Genomic DNA, 18,128 nt, shown 5'->3' with positions numbered 1-18,128 from the left:
ATGACCTGAACAGTCAATACCATCGGTTTTACTTTTCATTCAATGAAATTTAATAATACACAGCATCCCTGCACAGGAATCATACCGGTTTATCTTACACTCTCAGAGAAAAAGATCATTTTACCACGACCTTCTTTACACCAGACCAGGGACTGAAGACCTTCTTACCGTCTTCACTGGTACGGTTCCAGGAGTGGAGACCTGCATAATAGGTTCCGGGAGTTACATTTCTAAAGGTAACTGTCACCGTATTTCCATTCTTTACTTTCTTTACAAGTGTTCCGTAATTTACAGGACGCTTCTCCTCATTTACTTTTTTGTATTCTTTTCCAAGTACGATATCATATCCTTCTGCATCACTGCATACTGTATATGTCACTGTCACAGTCTGTTTCGATACTTTTACATTTTTGATCTTCGGTGTCTCCGGAGTTACTGCATCCACCCGGAACTCTTTCAATTCTGACCACAGTCCGAAGACTTTCTTTCCGTCAGTTCCCCGTATCCATGCGTGGCAGGCAGCATAATAAGTACCTTTTTCCACATACTGCATCAGAGTCTCGGTACCCAGTTTATTTTTGCTGATTTTATAATACTCTCTGGTCTTGAGCATATCCGCAGACGTTCCGATGACATAATCATAACCGGCGGCTCCCGCTGCTTCCCCTGTAAGTAAGATCGTTATCTTATTTCCAGCTGCGTTTACAAAGTCGACCCATGCCTTCGCCGGACTAAGGTATGTTCCCGCATGGTCCTGAACAGAACCGTCTGTATTATGAACCGTACCGTCCGGCTTATAAACGGTTCCGTCCGGTGCTGTCACCACATTGTCTTTATCTATTACCGGTCTGTTTCCATCTTCGTCCAGCTCAATTCTGATACCGTCCGGAAGAACGATGGTTCCGTCAGGCAGGATCACTGTACCATTCGGTGTCTCAAAGCTTCCATCCGGTTTTGCCTTTGTTCCGTCAGGATACTCCTGTGGAACTATCTTTAAGAAAGATGCAGAAATGGTATGATTGCTTATGACATCTTTAAAAGTATAGGAAGACTGGGCTCCCACACTCTTTCCATCTACCAGTACATCCGCGATCTCATAACCGCTGTCAGGAGTAATGGTGAAGGTCTTATCCAACCACTCCCGGATACTGCAGTTTCCTGACGGCGTGATCGTTCCGCCTGTACCTGCAGAAGCGGTAATCGTATAATAACTGTAGGATGGAACCAGCCATCTGGCATACAGTGTAGTATCTCCCTGAACTGCACTCTTACCAAAATCCCACCTGCTGACAGAAGTAAAAGCAGGGTCACTGTACCATCCGCCAAAGATATATCCTGCTTTGCTCAGAACAGTTCCACTGGGCAGCGGATTGGATACATTCCCACCCTTTACGACAACCTGTGACGGAAGGTTCTGCCCATTATCTGTGTTAAAATCAACAGAATAAAACTGTAGCGAAGATGTCTCTACTTTGATTTCCTCAAGGTTAACTTTTGCTGTAACCTCAGCTTTGTAACTTCCTTTTTCTGTAATGCCAAAGGTATGCATTAATTCATTTTCATTTACAGCACCACCTGACTTCTGCTCATCTTTATATAACTGCACGGAATATTCATTTGCATTCTTTACACTTCCCCATGTAACAGTCGCTTGACCGGGTGTACTGCTGTTCCATGTAGTAATAGGCTTCACCCTAAATTTAGCAGTGAAATTCTCACTTACACTATTACTCTCAGAAACTGTTGAAACTGTAATTGTATTTTCATATATACCAGCATTAAGTCCTAGTTCCGGCTGAACGCTGAAAGACGCAGAATTACCTTCAGAATTACCTGGCTGCAAACGAGTATTTCCATTATTTCCTGATGTCCAAGCAAAATCATAATCATCACTTGATGGAAGCCCTACTTCAACCCCCTTCTCACCGATATTAGTAACTGTGATTTCTTGTGCAGCAGACGAATCATAACCATAAGTTTCTTCACCAAAATCAAGCACCGTCAAGCCAGTTTCTGAATCAGCAGGGGTGAGTTCGATCTCATACATTGCTTTTACTTCTATTTCAATGTTTCCGGTTATTAATTCTTTGGGGATTATCAATTTTGCAGGATTATTGGTTTTATCATAAGTATATCCCTTCACAGTTGAATTAGCAGCAGGAATTGGCTTCGGATTCCCATCAATTCTAACCGAAATCTCCTCGGGTAAATCATACCCCTCTTTCGCACTCAAAGTTGCTGAATAGCCCTGCTGATCATTAGCATAAAGGTTCCCTTCAAAATCAATGTTTTTACTAACTGTTCTATTTACAGAACATATTAACATGACCCCGCTTTTAGATCCTGAACCTGTAATCGAACCACCCCCACGCAAATCAATAGTACCATTACCGCTAATGTCACTTTCGATGATTCCGTTATTTGTTAGCGTAACACCACTTGAAATAATAAGGCTATTCCCTGAGGGTATAGTCATCTTGTAATTCTTCTGAATCGTAAGATCAGTGTTTAATGTCATATTACCATATACCGTACTATTGCCTTTATGGTTGATTATGCATTGCAAAGCACCTGATACCGGAGAATACTTAATGCCACCGCTTTCACATGTAATAATAGCACTACCCAAGACCTCATTATCTTCCGCATCCGAAATAGTTGTTGAAAAAACAGTACTACTATTGCCAATATCAGCAACGTCTGAGCTGAAACTATTTGCTGTTACAATACCGCCATTAATTACTATACTATCTGCCTTAGTCCCTTGTTGAGGATTATATCCATTTCCGGCTCCGATTCCAGCTCCTCCGCCTCCTTGATTAGAAATATGACAACCAGCATTTGCCGTAACTGTTCCTCCTGTAATACTAATTTCTCCTCCGGCTCCACTGGAACCGCCTCCGATTCCGGCTCCATAAGCACCACCTGTCGCAGTTACTGTTCCTCCTGTAATACCAATTTCTCCCCCGTCTCTGATATTACCGCCTCCGATTCCGGCTCCACTGTTGCCGCCTGTCGCAATTACTTTTCCTCCTGTAATACTAATGGATCCCCCGTCTCCATGGTCACCGCCTCCAATTCCAGCTCCACAGTTACCGCCTGTCGCAGTTACTTCTCCTCCTGTAATACTAATGTCTCCCCCGTCTCCACTGGAACCGCCTCCGATTCCAGCTCCTCCTATATAGCCAGAAGAACCAAGGCTTATCGCAATTACTGTTCCTCCTGTAATATTAATGGTTCCTCCGGCTCCTGAACCACCGCCTCCGATTCCGGCTCCATAAACACCGCCTTTCGCAGTTACTGTTCCTCCTTCAATATTAATGATTCCTCCGGCTCCTGAACCACCGCCTCCGATTCCGGCTCCATAAGCATCGCCTTTCGCAGTTACTGTTCCTCCTCCAATACGAATGTCTCCTCCGGTTCCATTGTTACCGCCTCCGATTCCGGCTCCATCGTCACCGCCTATAGCAGTTACTGTTCCTCCATTAATTCTAATATTTCCTACGGCTTTATTCTGACCACCTCCGATTCCGGCTCCATTGTCACCGCCTGTCGCTCGAAGGCTGCCATTTTCTCCACCGATAATATTCAATGTTCCTTCCACCTGTAATCCAGCACATGTCATACCTGATTGTAATACATTTTCACCTTCCAGTGTCAGATTAACAATAGCATTATTCTCAATCAGAAATGCACTAGTCCAATCAGAGGACTGCTGAATATTTACATTATTAAGTATAATATTAACAGTATTACCACCCTCTACCACAATACGATCTTCGGTCTTTGTACCGGAACCGGATATCTTAATCCAACCAGTTCCCGTATCCTTAATTGTCAGAGTATTGTCAGAATACACATAGAAATCTGCATTCCCATTACTCTGAGTTACCGTAAGTCCATTACTCCCCACATTACCAGCAGCACTAACCATCCCATTAAAATAATCAAACAGTTCGTCAAAAGCATCCGTTCCTGTGAGCTGAGATTTTTCTTCCTCTGTCAGAGTCTCATAAGTCTCATATGCATTCTGGAGTTTTTCATATACTTTCTCCTGCTCTTCAAAGCTCATTTCACTGACTTCTTCTTGTGATGGCAGGGCATCTATCAGGTTCTGTACACTTTGCACGGTGATCTCCTCTTCCCCGTCCTGTAATGCTCCTTCATTATCTGCCGTGTCATTGTCTGTAAACAATGCCTCCGCACTTTCCACCGAAGCATCATTATCGGAAAATGTTACTTCCGGATCCTCCTCCGGAGTAACTCCGTTTCCTGTCTCCGGTGATGTAAATTCTGCCGCACTTACTGTAAGTCCGCCATTCGTAATTTTACTGGATAATGCCCCTCCGTCCAGCGGCAGCACGCCTGCCACCACAGCAATTGCAGTAGTAAGGGCTAATATTTTCCTGAATTTTCTTCTCATATAATTTACCTCCTTATCCTGTTTTTCTGCGTATTTCCATACAGTAATATGCATCACTTTGTACCTGTATCCATTGTAAAATTTCCGGTAAGTATTATCAACAAAAACAGATTCACATTTCTTATTCTTTGAACATCCCGTCCAGCCATAAAGCAGGAATCTACAAAAAAGACAGTTCCGCACAAAAATAAGACGAGTATAAAGTATGTACGGTTATTTGCTCCTTTGTATTCTTCTGCCTAAATATCCTTGCAGATTTCAGATTATCCCTGGATGTCTGTATACGGTAGAGTACCAGATCTTTTTTCGTACCTGTTTCCTATTTATGCTGCATCATACAGGATCACTCCCATGATACCAGCTGACAGTTTTTAGTTCCTTTATCTGTTGTTATAGTATGGCATCTCCAAAAATCGTCTTCTCTGTTACCTTTTTAATGACCTGATCTACAAAAGTCCTGTAATCCATGATATTTCTCCTCTCAATCTTTTTTATTCCTGGGCGTTTGCGAAACGCCACAACACCGCATAAATACGGCATTTTTTGTTACCTAAAAACAAATAACTCCTCACTGGACATGGTATAATAGAGTTGACTAAAAACTATAAACCTACATCCAAGAAAGGAGTTATTCTGATACTTATGATACCATATAAACAGCTTTCTTTGGCAGATATTTTTTCAGATTGCCATGAAAAATTTGAAAATGACAAACCTGCTTTTCTTTCTCTATTAGAAACACATATCGATAAGGGATATCAACCACATCAAAGACAATCTCTGTCTTGCAGGACGCCGAACCCAAAATGAGAAGACTCTGCATGCTGATCTGATTCTTGCCGGTATCACCCAACTTATTACTGTTGTTCTCCGGTCAAATCCTCCAGCTTGGTGATAAAGTTCGTGAGTATCTCCTTGGTATCATTTTTAATCGGAGCGTGACTTTGACTTTTTATTTATGCACGGGCATGATTTTTCTATCATTCCTTCTTGGAAAAATGTGATTTTATCACGGAGAGCACCTCCGAAACAGGTTATACTACAAATACAAAACACAAGGAGGTATTCTTATGAGACTGAAAGATAAAGTTGCAATCATCACCGGAGGCAGCCGTGGCATTGGCTACGCCACCGCAGACAAATTTTTGAAGGAAGGTGCTACGGTAATCCTGACCGCAAGCTCACAAGGTTCTGCTGACAAAGCGGTTGCGCAGCTGAAAGAAAAGTACCCTGATGCAACAGTTGCGGGAATCAGTCCCAATCTGTCCAGCTTAGAGTCTGTCCGCACTGCGTTCCGGGAGGCTGCCTCAAAATACGGTTGCATTGATATTCTGGTGAACAATGCCGGTGTATCCGAAAGCACTCCCTTTACCGAATATACGGAGGAAACCTTTGATAAGGTTATGGATCTGAATGTAAAAGGCGTGTTCAATGCCACAAGAGCCGCCAGTGAGTGCATGATTGCAAAAGGTCAAGGTGTTATTCTCTCCACCTCCTCAATGGTCAGCATTTACGGCCAGCCCAGTGGCTTTGCTTATCCCGCATCCAAATTCGCTGTCAATGGCCTGACGGTTTCCCTGGCCCGGGAATTGGGTCCGAAGGGGATTCGAGTGAATGCGGTCGCTCCCGGTATTACCCTGACCGATATGATGAAAGCTGTTCCCAAGGAAGTAATTGATCCGCTCATCAAGCAGATCCCTCTGCGCCGCCTGGGTCAGCCGGAGGATATTGCCAATGCATTTGTGTTCCTGGCATCTGACGAAGCATCCTATATCACAGGTGTTGTGCTCAGTGTAGACGGAATGGCAAGAACATAAAAAAGAAAACAGGAGGACTTAAATATGTCTGCTATCAGTGTTAATAAAAACAATTTCAATCAAGAGGTTTTGAACTCGGACAAGCCCGTCCTGATGGATTTCTGGGCTCCCTGGTGTGGTCCTTGCCGCATGGTAGTTCCTCTGGTAGAGGAGATTGCCAAGGAGCGCTCCGATATCAAGGTTGTTAAAATTAATGTGGATGAGGAACAGGAACTGGCTATGCAGTTCGGTGTGATGAGCATACCCACTCTGGTGGTTATGAAGAACGGAAAGATTGTCAATCAAGTCACCGGTGCCAGACCTAAGGCTCAGATTCTCGCCATGCTGTAAGGAGGTGCAAAGATGAGATTCTTCGATTTCCTGAAAGGCCCTGACATCAATCAGGGTGTCAAAGAATATAGCACTACGGATGGCGCAGTCCTGCTGGATGTTCGCACCCCCGACGAATACCGGCAGGGGCATATCCCCGGCAGTAAAAATGTTCCTTTGCAGTCCATTGACAAAGTGGCTGGCATGATTGACAATAAAGCTACCCCCATCTTTGTACACTGTCTCAGTGGTGCAAGAAGCCGCCAGGCAGCTGCTGTTTTGCAGCAGCTGGGTTATACCAACGTGAAAAACATAGGCGGAATTTCCGCTTATGCAGGAAAGGTGGAACGATAATATGAAAGTTGTCATTGTAGGCGGTGTGGCAGGCGGTGCTACCGCTGCCGCCCGTATTCGCAGACTGAATGAGCAGGCAGAAATCGTAGTTTTTGAGCGCTCGGGGTATATCTCCTATGCCAACTGTGGTCTGCCATACTATATCGGTGATGTGATTACCGATCGGTCGGATCTGACCCTCCAGACCCCGGAAAGCTTCTTCTCCCGGTTCCGTGTGAACATGAAGGTGCGCCATGAGGTCACAGCGATTCATCCTGAAGAAAAAACCGTTTCCGTGAAAAATCTGGAAACCGGTGAGGAGTTTGAGGAGAGCTATGACAAGCTGATTCTCTCTCCCGGAGCCAAGCCTACCCAGCCCCGGCTTCCCGGTGTAGGTCTTGATAAGCTGTTTACCCTGCGCACTGTTGAAGATACCTTCTGCATCAAGGATTACATCAATGCAAACCATCCCAAATCCGCTGTACTGGCAGGTGGTGGCTTCATTGGATTGGAGCTGGCAGAAAACCTGCGAGAGCTGGGGATGGATGTCACCATTGTCCAGCGTCCAAAACAGCTTATGAATCCCTTTGATGCCGATATGGCTTCTTTCATCCATAATGAAATGCGCAAGCACGGTGTAAAGCTGGCACTTGGTCATACCGTAGAAGGGTTTGAGGAAAGGGACGGCGGCGTGGATGTGCTGCTGAAAGACGAACAGCCTCTCCATGCGGATATGGTAATCCTGGCCATTGGTGTTTCTCCCGAAACCACCCTTGCAAAGGATGCCGGGTTGGAACTGGGCATTAAAGGAAGTATTGTGGTCAATGACCGAATGGAAACCTCCATTTCCGACATCTATGCCGTGGGCGATGCGGTGCAGGTGAAGCACTTCGTCACCAGGCAGGATGCTCTGATCTCTTTGGCTGGCCCTGCCAATAAACAGGGACGAATCGCTGCGGACAACATCTGTGGCGGAGACAGCCATTATACCGGCTCCCAAGGCAGCAGTGTCATCAAGATCTTCGGCATGACTGCCGCTACTACCGGCGTAAATGAGACCAACGCCAGAAAAACAGGGCTGGATGTTGATACGGTTATCCTGTCGCCCATGAGCCATGCAGGTTACTACCCCGGCGGGAAAGTCATGACAATGAAGGTGGTCTTTGAAAAGGCGACTTATCGCCTGCTGGGTGCGCAGATCGTAGGCTATGAAGGTGTGGATAAGCGCATTGATGTGCTGGCCACCGCTATCCGGGCAGGAATGAAAGCCACGGAACTGAAGGATCTGGATCTGGCCTACGCACCGCCTTATTCCTCTGCGAAAGACCCGGTAAATATGGCTGGCTTTATGGTTGAGAATATCGCAAACGGTGTTCTGAAACAATGGCATCTGGAAGATGCAGATCGTCTTCCTCGTGACGGAAGCGTAACTCTGTTGGACACCCGCACTGTGGAAGAATTCGCACACGGACACATTGACGGCTTCTTTAACATCCCGGTGGACGAGCTGCGGGAACGGCTGGGTGAGCTGGACAAGCGTAAGCCTGTCTACGTCATCTGTCAGAGCGGTCTGCGCAGCTACATTGCCTGTCGTATCCTGGCCGGAAACGGCTTTGACTGCTATAACTTCTCCGGCGGCTTCCGTTTCTATGATGCTGTGACCAATGATCGCTGTCTCATTGAATCGGCTACGGCCTGCGGAATGGATCGAGCATAAAATCAGGACATCTGCTTGCAACTAATAGCAAGCAGATGTCCTTTTTGCTTAATCATTTTGCAATTGTTCCAGTCTGATTTTGTCTGTAACCTCCACTGTTCCACGAGTCAGCCTGACCATACCCTCGTTCTGGAAATAGCGAAGCATTCGGGTAACTACCTCACGGGCGGTGCCCATGTGGCCCGCAATGGTTTCATGGGTAATCTTGAGGATGTTTGTTTCCTCTAAGCTGCATTCCTCCAGCAGAAATTCTGCCAGCCTTTTATCAAAGCTTTTCCACATGATCTGCTCCATGAGCCAAATAACCTCAGAAAAACGGGTAGCCATAATTTCGTTGGTAAAATTAGCTACCACAGCAGACTCTTTCATAATGCGCTGATAAGTGTCAGCAGAAATAACCCACATCGTGGTATCCTTCTGCGCCTCAATGGTGATCTCAAACTGAATGCTGTTCATCATACAGGAGGCGGAAAACAGGCAAATATCCCGATCAAACAAACGATAGAGGCTAATCTCCCGTCCTTCATCGGAAAGAATATAGGCACGAAGCTGTCCGCTTCTTACCAGCAGAAGACCGGTACACTCCACAGTTCCGTTGTGAATCACAGTCCCTTTGTCCACTTTTCGTAAAACTGCATTTCGCTCCAAAATCTGCTGCTGGGTCGGTGTCAGTTTGTTCCAAATTGGAAAATAGGATGAAAAATCCATGGGTACACCTCCTTGAATACACATAGTATAAAATAAATTATGGCATATGTCAATAATTCCGTTGACATATAGGAAAAGGAGATGTACAATGGTCGTATAAATGGCATATGCCGCAAATAATATGGAGGTGAATCTATGCCAAGACCGAGAAAATGCAGAAAAGTTTGTTGTTTGCCGGATAATGATGGTTTTGTTCCGGTTCGTGGCGGCGAGGAACTGACTCCCATTGTCCTGAATGTGGATGAGTATGAATCCATTCGCCTGATTGACCGTGAAGGTTTTTCTCAGGAGCAATGCGGAGAATATATGCGTATTGCCAGAACAACGGTTCAGCAGATTTATGCAGCTGCCCGCAAAAAACTGGCCGATGCGCTGGTTGAGGGACTTCCTCTGCGAATCGAGGGAGGGGATTTTACACTCTGCAGCGGAAACAGCGCAGCCTACGGGTGCAAAAATTGCTATCAGCAAAAAATCCATCCGATGCACGAAAAACCGAAAGGAGATAATATTATGAGAATTGCAGTCACTTATGAAAACGGAGAAATCTTTCAGCACTTCGGTCACACCGAACAGTTTAAAATCTACGATGTGGAAGATGGAAAAATCATTTCGTCTGAGGTTGTGGATGCTGGCGGCAGCGGACATGGTGCACTGGCAGGAGTCCTGAGTGCACTGAAGGTGGATGCCCTGATCTGCGGCGGTATTGGCGGCGGTGCCCAGATGGCACTGAGCGATGTGGGTATCCGGCTTTATGGTGGTGTTTCCGGCAACGCTGATGCAGCAGCAGAAGCACTGGCAGCAGGCGAGCTGGACTTCAACCCCAATGTCCGGTGTGATCATCACGACCACCATGGGGAAGGTCACTCTTGCGGTTCCCACGGCTGCGGCCATCACTCCTGCGACTGAAATAGGTGATTAAGTCACGGAATATGTGTCGTGATTTGATAAAATATAGATAAAGGAGGCGGTAAAACCTATGAAACAATATGTTTGCGGCATTTGTGGATATATTCACGATGAAGCTGTCGGTGGCAAGTGGGAAGACCTACCTGCCGATTGGAAGTGTCCTGTCTGTAAAGCAGGCAAAGACGCTTTCAAACCCAAAGAAGAAAAAACAGCGTCCCAGGAGGTCCTTGAAAAGCCCCATGTGGACAAGGAACTCTCTCCCATGGAAATGAGCATCATCTGCTCCAATCTGGCCCGTGGCTGCGAAAAGCAGTATCTGCCCCAGCAGGCAGATGATTTCAGAAAACTGGCAGAGTTCTTCAGAAGCAAGGCTGCGCCCGTCGAGGAGGCCAGCACAGCCAAGCTGCTGGAACTCATTGACAAGGATTTGTCTGTAGGGTATCCCTATGGCAATGCTATAGCCGGTGAAAAGCCTGATCGGGGTGGTCTGCGCTGTCAGGTGTGGAGTGAAAAGGTTACCCGAATGCTCCAATCTCTGCTGACTCGATATGAATCTGAGGGAGACAAGATGTTGGAAAACACCGGTGTCTGGGTTTGCACGGTCTGTGGTTTTGTCTATGTTGGTGACATAGCTCCGGAGCTATGTCCAGTGTGTAAGGTTCCCAGTTGGAAATTTGAAAAAATGGAAGGGAGGGCATAACTATGGCTGAAAAATATGCAGTAAGAAATCTTCGCTTGTGTACCAAGGATTGCCTTTGCCTCTATGTCTGCCCAACCGGAGCGACTGATACAGAGAACAGCATCATTGATCCTGAAAAGTGTATCGGCTGCGGTGCCTGTGCCGAAGCCTGTCCATCCTCTGCAATCTCTATGGTTCCAAAAGAACTGCCGCCGCAGCAGCCGAAAGAAGAAAAAGTTGTCGAAGCACTTCGTGGCTTAGTTCAAAGCAAAGCCAATGCAGAGAACATTGCTTCGCAGCTTCCTGATGTCTTGAGCGTCGCTGTGGAAAAATCCTCTCGCCTGATGGCTGAGGATCTGTGCAGAGAAGCCGGCTTTATGCTGCCTCAGAGCAGCAACACCAGATCGTTTCTGGAAAGTATTAAAACGTATCCCGGCATTCCTGTGGATGCTGTGGAATCTCTGTTAAAAAACATTCAATTCAATGAAAAAATGGAGGAAAAGAAAATGGAAAAATGGAAATGCACAGTCTGCGGTTACATTCACGAAGGCCCTATGACACCTGATTTTAAGTGCCCTGTCTGCAAGCAGCCTGCCAACAAGTTTGTGAAGATTGAGGATGCTGCGGCTCCTGCAAAGAATCCCTATGCAGGCACCAAAACCGAGAAAAATCTGTGGGAAGCCTTTGCTGGTGAATCTCAGGCACGCAACAAATATACTTACTTTGCTTCAGTAGCCAAGAAAGCCGGTTACGAGCAGATTGCTGCTCTGTTCCTGCATACTGCACAGAACGAGATGGAGCACGCCAAGTTGTGGTTCAAAGCTCTGGGCGAGCTGGGCGATACTGCCGAGAACCTGCTCCATGCTGCTGAAGGTGAGAACGCCGAGTGGACGGATATGTATGACCGCATGGCTCGTGAAGCTGATGAGGAGGGATTCCATGATCTGGCTGAACAGTTCCGTGGCGTAGCTGCCATTGAGAAGATGCACGAGGAGCGCTACCGCAAGCTTTTGAGCAACGTGGAGGCCATGCAGGTGTTTGAGAAGAGCGGCGTTACCATCTGGGAGTGCCGTAACTGCGGACATATCGTAGTAGGAACCAAGGCTCCTGAGATCTGCCCTGTCTGCAAGCATCCTCAGGCATTCTTCGAAGTGCGCGCGGAAAATTACTAAATAATTTGATTTCCAAAATTGAACTCTTTGGCTCCGATCCCAAGAGCTTGTATATGCTCAATCAGGAATTGGCAGCACGAATTTACTCTGCTCCTTCTTTGGTTCTTTAATCACTATAGCCTATAGATGATGGAAGTATAAAAGGCAGCATGCCGCCTGTCGGTTTCCCGGCAGGCGGTTTTTTACAGGAGGATGCCTATGATTCAAGATAATGCCAGCTTTACCTTTTTACATCGCATAGAGGAAGTAGAACTGAACATTGAGGATGGATGCTGGCAGCTTCGCTGTGAATACCTACACCAGAACAAAGGCTTTGCAAATACTGAGGACAATTCTTCGATTCGTTTTCACCTGGGCGTGAATTGCGGAACCTCAGTTTGTCAACTGGATAGAATTGGTTCTGACAATAGTCTTACGGACATCCGTATCGATATTGAACAGTTTTGCCGAAGAATGTGCCAAGCGGCCAGAGCTTATTATGAAGCAGTACATACAGAAAAAGATTTCAACCTTTATAATACGCCAGTTCTTGATTTTATAAAGGTATCACAAGATGAGCAATCAAATGCCACGATTGCCATTATGTGCAGTGATTCAGCCTATGGGAACGGACTGAGACTGGTGCTGCAGAAGTTATCCAAACATATCCTTGTATTTGAAACCCCGGAAGCTGCAAGAAAAAAGCTTGGAAAGAAAAAGCCTATGCTTTGGGTTGTTACAGAGGCTCTGACAAAACAGCCGGATCAGCCATGGCGGGCGGATAAAAGAACACCCGTAATTCTTCTGTCCAATCAACCGGAATCAGAAATAACGATAGAAAAGAATGCAGGTAAGTTGATCATCTTGTCCATGCCTGTTCTACCAAAAAGTCTCCGTAATGCAGTTAAGGCTTATCTTTTGATAAAGGAGGGAAAGTAATAAGAATGATTATTATTATCCTATCAATCATATTACTACTACTTCTTCTTACTTCTTTCCTCTATATTCAAAAGAAAAAAGTGATGTCGCTTCAACAGCAGATTGGTGATCTCCAAAATAAAATTAGTATTCTTGAGAAACAATATCTTTCAGCTGAACAGTATAACGATTCTCTCAGGCAGGAAGCATACACGGTTCATTTATATGCTTCTCTCTCGCTGGAGGAGGCAAAAAAAACATCCATAAAAGATAAGCAGTCTCAAATCATCCGTTCCAGTGAACATATCCTCGAGTTACTTAATAACGAAAAAGTTTAGTGCTGCAGCAATGTCGCACTATTTTATGTGATCTCATCACCGAAATGTTATTTTAGATTGGCTATACTATAATCAAGCAAAGGAAAGGAGCTGGCAATATGGCAGTTATCAATATTAATAGAAATCAATTTGAAGAAATGGTGCATAGCGGAAAGACTGTTCTGGTGGAGTTTTCAGCCCCTTGGTGCGTATATTGCCGCCGTCTGGCTCCAGCATTGGAAAGCGTTGCTGAGGAATATAAGGATACGCTGGTATTCACTGCTGTCAACATTGATGATGAACCGGAATTGGCTGAGACCGAGGCTATTGAAGTTGTCCCTACTCTGCTAATCTATCACAGCGGACAGACTCTTGGCTCTATCGTCGCTCCGGAATCCAGAGCGCAGCTGGTGGCTTTTATTGAGGAAACCTTACAGCACCGGACTCAGGAAGTAAATAATGCGCAGCATATCTATGACATGATCGTTGTAGGTGGCGGTCCCGGCGGGTATACCGCAGCCCTTTATGCTGCAAGAGCAGGAATGGACACCGTGGTTTTAGAAAAGCTGTCTGCCGGTGGGCAGATGGCTCTGACCGAGCAAATCGACAACTATCCCGGCTTCGAGGATGGCATCGACGGTTTCTCCCTGGGAGAAAAAATGAAGCGAGGAACGGAGCGGTTTGGTGTGGAAACCAAGCTGACTGAGGTGCTGTCTCTGGAACTGTCAGGTTCTGTAAAGAAAGCTGTGACCAGCGAAGGCGCTATGTACGCAAAATCCATCGTATTGGCTACAGGAGCCGGTCCCAGAGAGCTGGGTGTTGATGGGGAACAGGCGTTAATCGGTAAAGGTGTCCATTACTGTGCAGCCTGTGACGGAATGTTCTATCGGAACAAAACGGTTGTCATCGCAGGAGGTGGCAATACCGCTGCGGCGGATGCGCTGATTCTCTCCCGTATCTGCAAAAAAGTCATCGTCGTCCACCGCAGAGGCACCCTAAAAGCAACAAAGATCTACCATGAACCTTTGATGAAAACAGAAAATGTAGAATTTCTCTGGGACAGTGAGATTATAGCTCTGCTCCATAACGAAAAGCTGACCGGTATCCAGATTAGGAACGTGAAAACTGGAGAAGAAAGTACCCTTGCTTGCGATGGTGTATTTGTAAGCGTGGGAAGAAAGCCTTCCACCGAATTGATGAAAGATCAGATTGAGATTGATCCGGCTGGATACATTATTGCAGATGAGAGTACCCGCACCAACATCCCCGGTGTGTTCGCCGTTGGGGATGTCCGCACAAAGGCATTACGGCAGGTCGTAACTGCTGTAGCCGATGGGGCAACTGCTGTTCACTATGCAGAGGAATATTTAGCAGGAGGAATGTGAGATAAAAGAAAAAATTAAAAAATGGCTGAAGCCAGTTCTTTTTACCGCAGGCGGCGCATTAGTTGGCCTTGCATATTACTACTTTGTGGGATGCCCCACTGGAGCTTGTCCGCTGACTTCTAACCCGTTCATCACGATGGCCTATATGGGCTTTATCGGCTGGCTGTTGTCCGGTATTTTCGGAAAGGGGTGCAGCGGTTCATGCAATACGCAGTAGCTTTCCTGGAGGGCATTATCACCTTCATATCACCCTGCCTGCTTCCCATGCTGCCCATCTATATCTCCTATTTTGCAGGTGGTGGAGAACGCAGCATAAAAAAGACCTTGTTGGGAGCGTTGGGATTTGTTAGTGGGTTTACTGTAATCTTTGTGGCAATGGGCACTTTGGCAGGCACCATTGGCAGCTTCCTGCGAGAATACAAAGGTGCAGTGAATTTAATTTCCGGATTGATAGTAATTCTTTTTGGCCTCAATTTTCTGGGCATTTTCAAAATGAATTTGTTCAGAGGCGGCAGTAAAACATTAAACAGTCGTGAGATGGGGTTCTTCCCCGCTATGCTCTTTGGCATAATATTTTCCTTGGGCTGGACACCTTGTGTGGGCGCATTCCTCGGTTCTGCCTTGATGCTGGCCTCTCAGCAGGGTCATGTAATTAAAGGTATGCTGATGCTGCTTTGCTATTCGTTGGGACTTGGCATTCCTTTTCTTCTCAGTGCTATTCTGATCGACTATTTGAAGTCAGCCTTCAACTGGATTAAAAAACACTACCGGATCATCAATACTGTCAGCGGCTGTTTCCTGATATTGGTGGGTATCCTGATGGCAGCAGGAACGCTGGGACATAGCACCATATGAACAGGGTTAAATTATGGCAGATCAAAGCTTACAGCATTTCATTTTCCCTGTAACTCTCATAAATATATGAAGGATTTTCATAGTACACACTGCTGTTGTAATCATCAATTTTCTGGCTGATAAAAGAATTATATACTTTTATCAAAGCATCAATGATGCTGAGTTTTTCCCCCTGCGCCACCTGTTTAATCAGTCTTTTATATACCTTTCCTATGTCCCAATGGGATGGGATTGCATACCTGCACTCTCCGACATTATCAAACGTCCCATTTATGATTTCTGCATCCTCTATGAAGTCATCACTTACTCTGTCAATATTATCACAGTGGTAAACATCCGCCAGATCATATATTTTCTGCAGTCTTTTTTTACCCAGCTTATTAACAACGTCTGTTCGGGTATTTTTTGTTTTTCTGGCAATATAATCAATCAAACTGCAGGTAAAAAACAGGTCGTTATCCTTTTGATTTTCTCTTCCAATCTGATTTGTCATTCTTTCACCTCTTCATATCCTCTATAGGTCAGGCTCTTTAAGGCCTGACTTGTACAAAACGCAATCTGATGTGTAGGATATTTAAACTTCGCCAATACCCAAAACTGCTCCCTTGTAATTACTCCATCCATATAATCTGCAATATAATTATAAATCTGATCATCTGCCATTGCTCCTATCACAATGTCATAATCGTGACTTTCTCCACTCCTGCAGGCAATAATAAAATCAAGCCACTCATCCGTCATTTCCCGGAATTCTTTTATATTTAACTTCGGATCAAGTTTGACTTCATAAACAGAAACAATCTTTGTATTATACCGTTTCGACCATCTTTGTGCCTGTTCTTTTATTATAGTACAGTAAAATCCGGTACCAAAATCTTTCGTATTTCTTCCGGCACGAATCTCCGGCTCTTTTACCGGCTTGTAACCTCCATGATATACTGTCATTTTTGCCATAAAACATCTCCTGTTGTCTTTTCCTTATGTCAACACTTTCCATCAGGCATATTCCTGTTCCATTATCTAGTATTACCTTTTATTGCTTCATTGATAAAGGCAGAGAAAAATCTCTGCCCCGTAATACTTTCTGCATTTATATGAGACCCTCAAGCGAATTCTTTTCGTGAAAGCTCCCGTACTTCCTCAAAAGAGAATCCTGTGTATTCTGCAATCTTCTCCAGTGACAGAAACCCATCCTTTAGCATCCTTTTCGCAGACGCCACACTGGTTTCTTTTATTGTTTCATTCCTCATGTCTTCCATGGCTTTGCACATAACCAAATTATTCACCTGTTTCTTCAACTACACGCTTAATATGATAAACAGGCATCCCCTTTCCCATCACATCATTAGTTATATCTGGACCGTTTCGCATCTGCTCCTTTATAAGAACGCTGGACTTCAATATTATACTCTTTTCCCGAACTGTAATTCTTTTATTCTTATCTTATCACACCCCAATATCTGTTTCAAGAATATCCCACTGTTCTTATTATAATACTATTCTTTTTCCCATTGACTCTGCTATCTTTTTAATCTTATCAACAGAGTAATCCGTATATTTCACTATCTTTTCTATCGGCTCGTTATCTTCCAGCATCAGTATACACATCTATCCCCTTTCTCGCAAGGAACTCATCAATGTCAAGCTTCCAGACTTTTATGAAATTCTTCACTTTTATAGTTGAATAGCTTTATCGCACTGTACTGTTTCAGTTGTCTTACATCCTCCAGCATCTGATACAGATAAGTTTTTCCCGTGGCACCGTCACCTCTCACAAGCGTAATACGGTTGGTAAATTCGAGAAAATATTCAAATGGCTATGCCTGAAACTCAATTTTATGATATATCATCTTCCACTCTCCTTTTATATTCTCTGCTCCACCATTTTTCATATCCATTTTTTCCGGTAACTATTTCCTTGCCATTAAAATACAAATCATTCTTCAAAATCCATTCATCTGAATCTTGCTTCTCCGTATACAGATATATCAAATCGCCCACATCCCTTCCATTGACAATCATAATAAAAGTTATCTATTGAATACAGTATAGCATTCACGTAAAGTAAAAACAAATAAAAAAATAAGTCCTTTCTCTCCCATTACCATGGATTTCCGACACCACTTTGACACCATTTTGACACCACACACTGTAAACCGTTTTATTCCATTTCAAACAATATGCTCCGTTTTTCCTTGATTTATGGGCTTTTCAGACCTCTTTGTTTTTCTTCATACAGTTGCCGAACCAACCCCTTATTTAATTATTTATACTCCCCTCGAAACACCCGGTAGCTCCCCTACTGGGGCTTTCCTTTAGTATTTATGCAGGTTTCCGGATTTTATTAATCCGAATTTTGTTAATACTTTTGTAATATTTATAATTTGTACCCAAATTTTACCCAAAAGCATATTTTCATCCCAAAAAACACTCATAAAAAGCATAAAAAATACAAAAAACAGCATCGCAAGCCTTATTCTATGCGATGCTGCCTTATTCTTTTATATTTCTCTTTTTCCTCTCATTTCATACGCGCCAGCGAACGATTGCATTTTTTTACATTTCTAAAAATCATTGCGTTTCTCCCCGTATGAGTTGATAAGGATATTT

16 protein-coding genes and 3 pseudogenes are annotated in these 18,128 nt (G+C 44.6%); 14 read left to right on the top strand and 5 right to left on the bottom strand.

From position 1 onward, the window contains the following. Window positions 1-115: 115 nt before the first annotated feature. A complete protein-coding gene (locus tag ACTNC0_RS05800) occupies window positions 116-4,423 on the bottom strand; it encodes an InlB B-repeat-containing protein (protein WP_441086656.1) in 4,308 nt (1,435 codons plus the stop codon). A 1,070-nt stretch (window positions 4,424-5,493) separates the two neighbouring features. On the opposite strand from ACTNC0_RS05800, the gene ACTNC0_RS05795 reads away from it, so the two are divergent. The 4 genes from ACTNC0_RS05795 to ACTNC0_RS05780 are packed head-to-tail and all read left to right on the top strand — an operon-like array spanning window position 5,494 to window position 8,599. Then, entirely contained in the window at window positions 5,494-6,240 is a 747-nt protein-coding gene (locus ACTNC0_RS05795; protein ID WP_441086655.1) for an SDR family NAD(P)-dependent oxidoreductase, read from the top strand. 24 nt (window positions 6,241-6,264) lie between these two features. Beyond that, window positions 6,265-6,570 (top strand): thioredoxin, encoded by a 306-nt coding sequence (gene trxA, locus ACTNC0_RS05790; protein ID WP_118718022.1) that lies wholly within the window; start codon window positions 6,265-6,267, stop codon window positions 6,568-6,570. 12 nt (window positions 6,571-6,582) lie between these two features. Then, window positions 6,583-6,903 carry a rhodanese-like domain-containing protein gene (locus ACTNC0_RS05785; protein ID WP_154433133.1) on the top strand — a complete coding sequence of 107 codons (321 nt, stop codon included), beginning with the start codon at window positions 6,583-6,585 and terminating at the stop codon, window positions 6,901-6,903. A 1-nt stretch (window position 6,904) separates the two neighbouring features. Then, a complete protein-coding gene (locus ACTNC0_RS05780) occupies window positions 6,905-8,599 on the top strand; it encodes an FAD-dependent oxidoreductase (RefSeq protein ID WP_441086654.1) in 1,695 nt (564 codons plus the stop codon). A gap of 48 nt (window positions 8,600-8,647) precedes the next feature. Here ACTNC0_RS05780 and ACTNC0_RS05775 read toward each other — a convergent pair whose 3' ends face one another. Then, window positions 8,648-9,307 carry a Crp/Fnr family transcriptional regulator gene (locus ACTNC0_RS05775; protein WP_441033547.1) on the bottom strand — a complete coding sequence of 220 codons (660 nt, stop codon included), beginning with the start codon at window positions 9,305-9,307 and terminating at the stop codon, window positions 8,648-8,650. 135 nt (window positions 9,308-9,442) lie between these two features. Between ACTNC0_RS05775 and ACTNC0_RS05770 the strand changes: the two genes are divergently transcribed. The 10 genes and pseudogenes from ACTNC0_RS05770 (at window position 9,443) to ACTNC0_RS05725 (ending at window position 15,518) form a co-directional block, all read left to right on the top strand. Then, window positions 9,443-10,213 carry a NifB/NifX family molybdenum-iron cluster-binding protein gene (locus ACTNC0_RS05770; protein ID WP_235254956.1) on the top strand — a complete coding sequence of 257 codons (771 nt, stop codon included), beginning with the start codon at window positions 9,443-9,445 and terminating at the stop codon, window positions 10,211-10,213. A 70-nt stretch (window positions 10,214-10,283) separates the two neighbouring features. Further along, a complete protein-coding gene (locus ACTNC0_RS05765; RefSeq protein WP_235249357.1) occupies window positions 10,284-10,913 on the top strand; it encodes a rubredoxin-like domain-containing protein in 630 nt (209 codons plus the stop codon). A 2-nt stretch (window positions 10,914-10,915) separates the two neighbouring features. Beyond that, window positions 10,916-11,485: pseudogene (locus ACTNC0_RS05760) on the top strand (4Fe-4S binding protein); the annotation flags it as partial. 18 nt (window positions 11,486-11,503) lie between these two features. After that, the gene (rbr, locus tag ACTNC0_RS05755; protein WP_441086766.1) at window positions 11,504-12,064 is read left to right on the top strand and encodes a rubrerythrin; all 561 of its coding nucleotides are present in this window, start codon (window positions 11,504-11,506) and stop codon (window positions 12,062-12,064) included. A 20-nt stretch (window positions 12,065-12,084) separates the two neighbouring features. Then, window positions 12,085-12,174: pseudogene (locus tag ACTNC0_RS05750) on the top strand (ferritin); the annotation flags it as partial. Window positions 12,175-12,262: 88 nt separating this feature from the next. Further along, a complete protein-coding gene (locus tag ACTNC0_RS05745) occupies window positions 12,263-12,982 on the top strand; it encodes a hypothetical protein (protein WP_441086652.1) in 720 nt (239 codons plus the stop codon). A 5-nt stretch (window positions 12,983-12,987) separates the two neighbouring features. Continuing rightward, a complete protein-coding gene (locus ACTNC0_RS05740) occupies window positions 12,988-13,299 on the top strand; it encodes a hypothetical protein (protein WP_235249360.1) in 312 nt (103 codons plus the stop codon). Between the two features lie 98 nt (window positions 13,300-13,397). Next, window positions 13,398-13,694 (top strand): annotated as a pseudogene (locus ACTNC0_RS05735) (thioredoxin family protein); the annotation flags it as partial. Window positions 13,695-13,757: 63 nt separating this feature from the next. Continuing rightward, the gene (gene trxB, locus ACTNC0_RS05730; RefSeq protein ID WP_235249370.1) at window positions 13,758-14,663 is read left to right on the top strand and encodes a thioredoxin-disulfide reductase; all 906 of its coding nucleotides are present in this window, start codon (window positions 13,758-13,760) and stop codon (window positions 14,661-14,663) included. 201 nt (window positions 14,664-14,864) lie between these two features. Beyond that, on the top strand, window positions 14,865-15,518 hold the full coding sequence (locus ACTNC0_RS05725; RefSeq protein ID WP_441086651.1) for a cytochrome c biogenesis CcdA family protein: 654 nt from the start codon (window positions 14,865-14,867) through the stop codon (window positions 15,516-15,518). 28 nt (window positions 15,519-15,546) lie between these two features. On the opposite strand, the gene ACTNC0_RS05720 is transcribed toward ACTNC0_RS05725, so the two are convergent. The 3 genes from ACTNC0_RS05720 to ACTNC0_RS05710 all read right to left on the bottom strand — a co-directional run bounded on the left by ACTNC0_RS05720 (window position 15,547) and on the right by ACTNC0_RS05710 (window position 16,804). Beyond that, window positions 15,547-16,011 (bottom strand): hypothetical protein, encoded by a 465-nt coding sequence (locus tag ACTNC0_RS05720; protein ID WP_441033531.1) that lies wholly within the window; start codon window positions 16,009-16,011, stop codon window positions 15,547-15,549. After that, window positions 16,008-16,472: a DUF3990 domain-containing protein gene (locus ACTNC0_RS05715; RefSeq protein ID WP_441086650.1), complete on the bottom strand. Its 465-nt coding sequence runs from the start codon at window positions 16,470-16,472 to the stop codon at window positions 16,008-16,010. Before ACTNC0_RS05715 ends, ACTNC0_RS05720 begins: the two co-directional genes overlap by 4 nt. A gap of 149 nt (window positions 16,473-16,621) precedes the next feature. Continuing rightward, window positions 16,622-16,804, bottom strand: a complete 183-nt coding sequence (locus ACTNC0_RS05710; protein WP_441033526.1) for a hypothetical protein — start codon at window positions 16,802-16,804, stop codon at window positions 16,622-16,624. Window positions 16,805-18,128 lie beyond the last annotated feature (1,324 nt).

It is taken from the genome of Blautia sp. HCP3S3_B11 (assembly GCF_052064435.1).
Lineage (GTDB): Bacteria > Bacillota > Clostridia > Lachnospirales > Lachnospiraceae > Blautia_A.
This window is presented reverse-complemented; position numbering and strand designations above follow the sequence as displayed.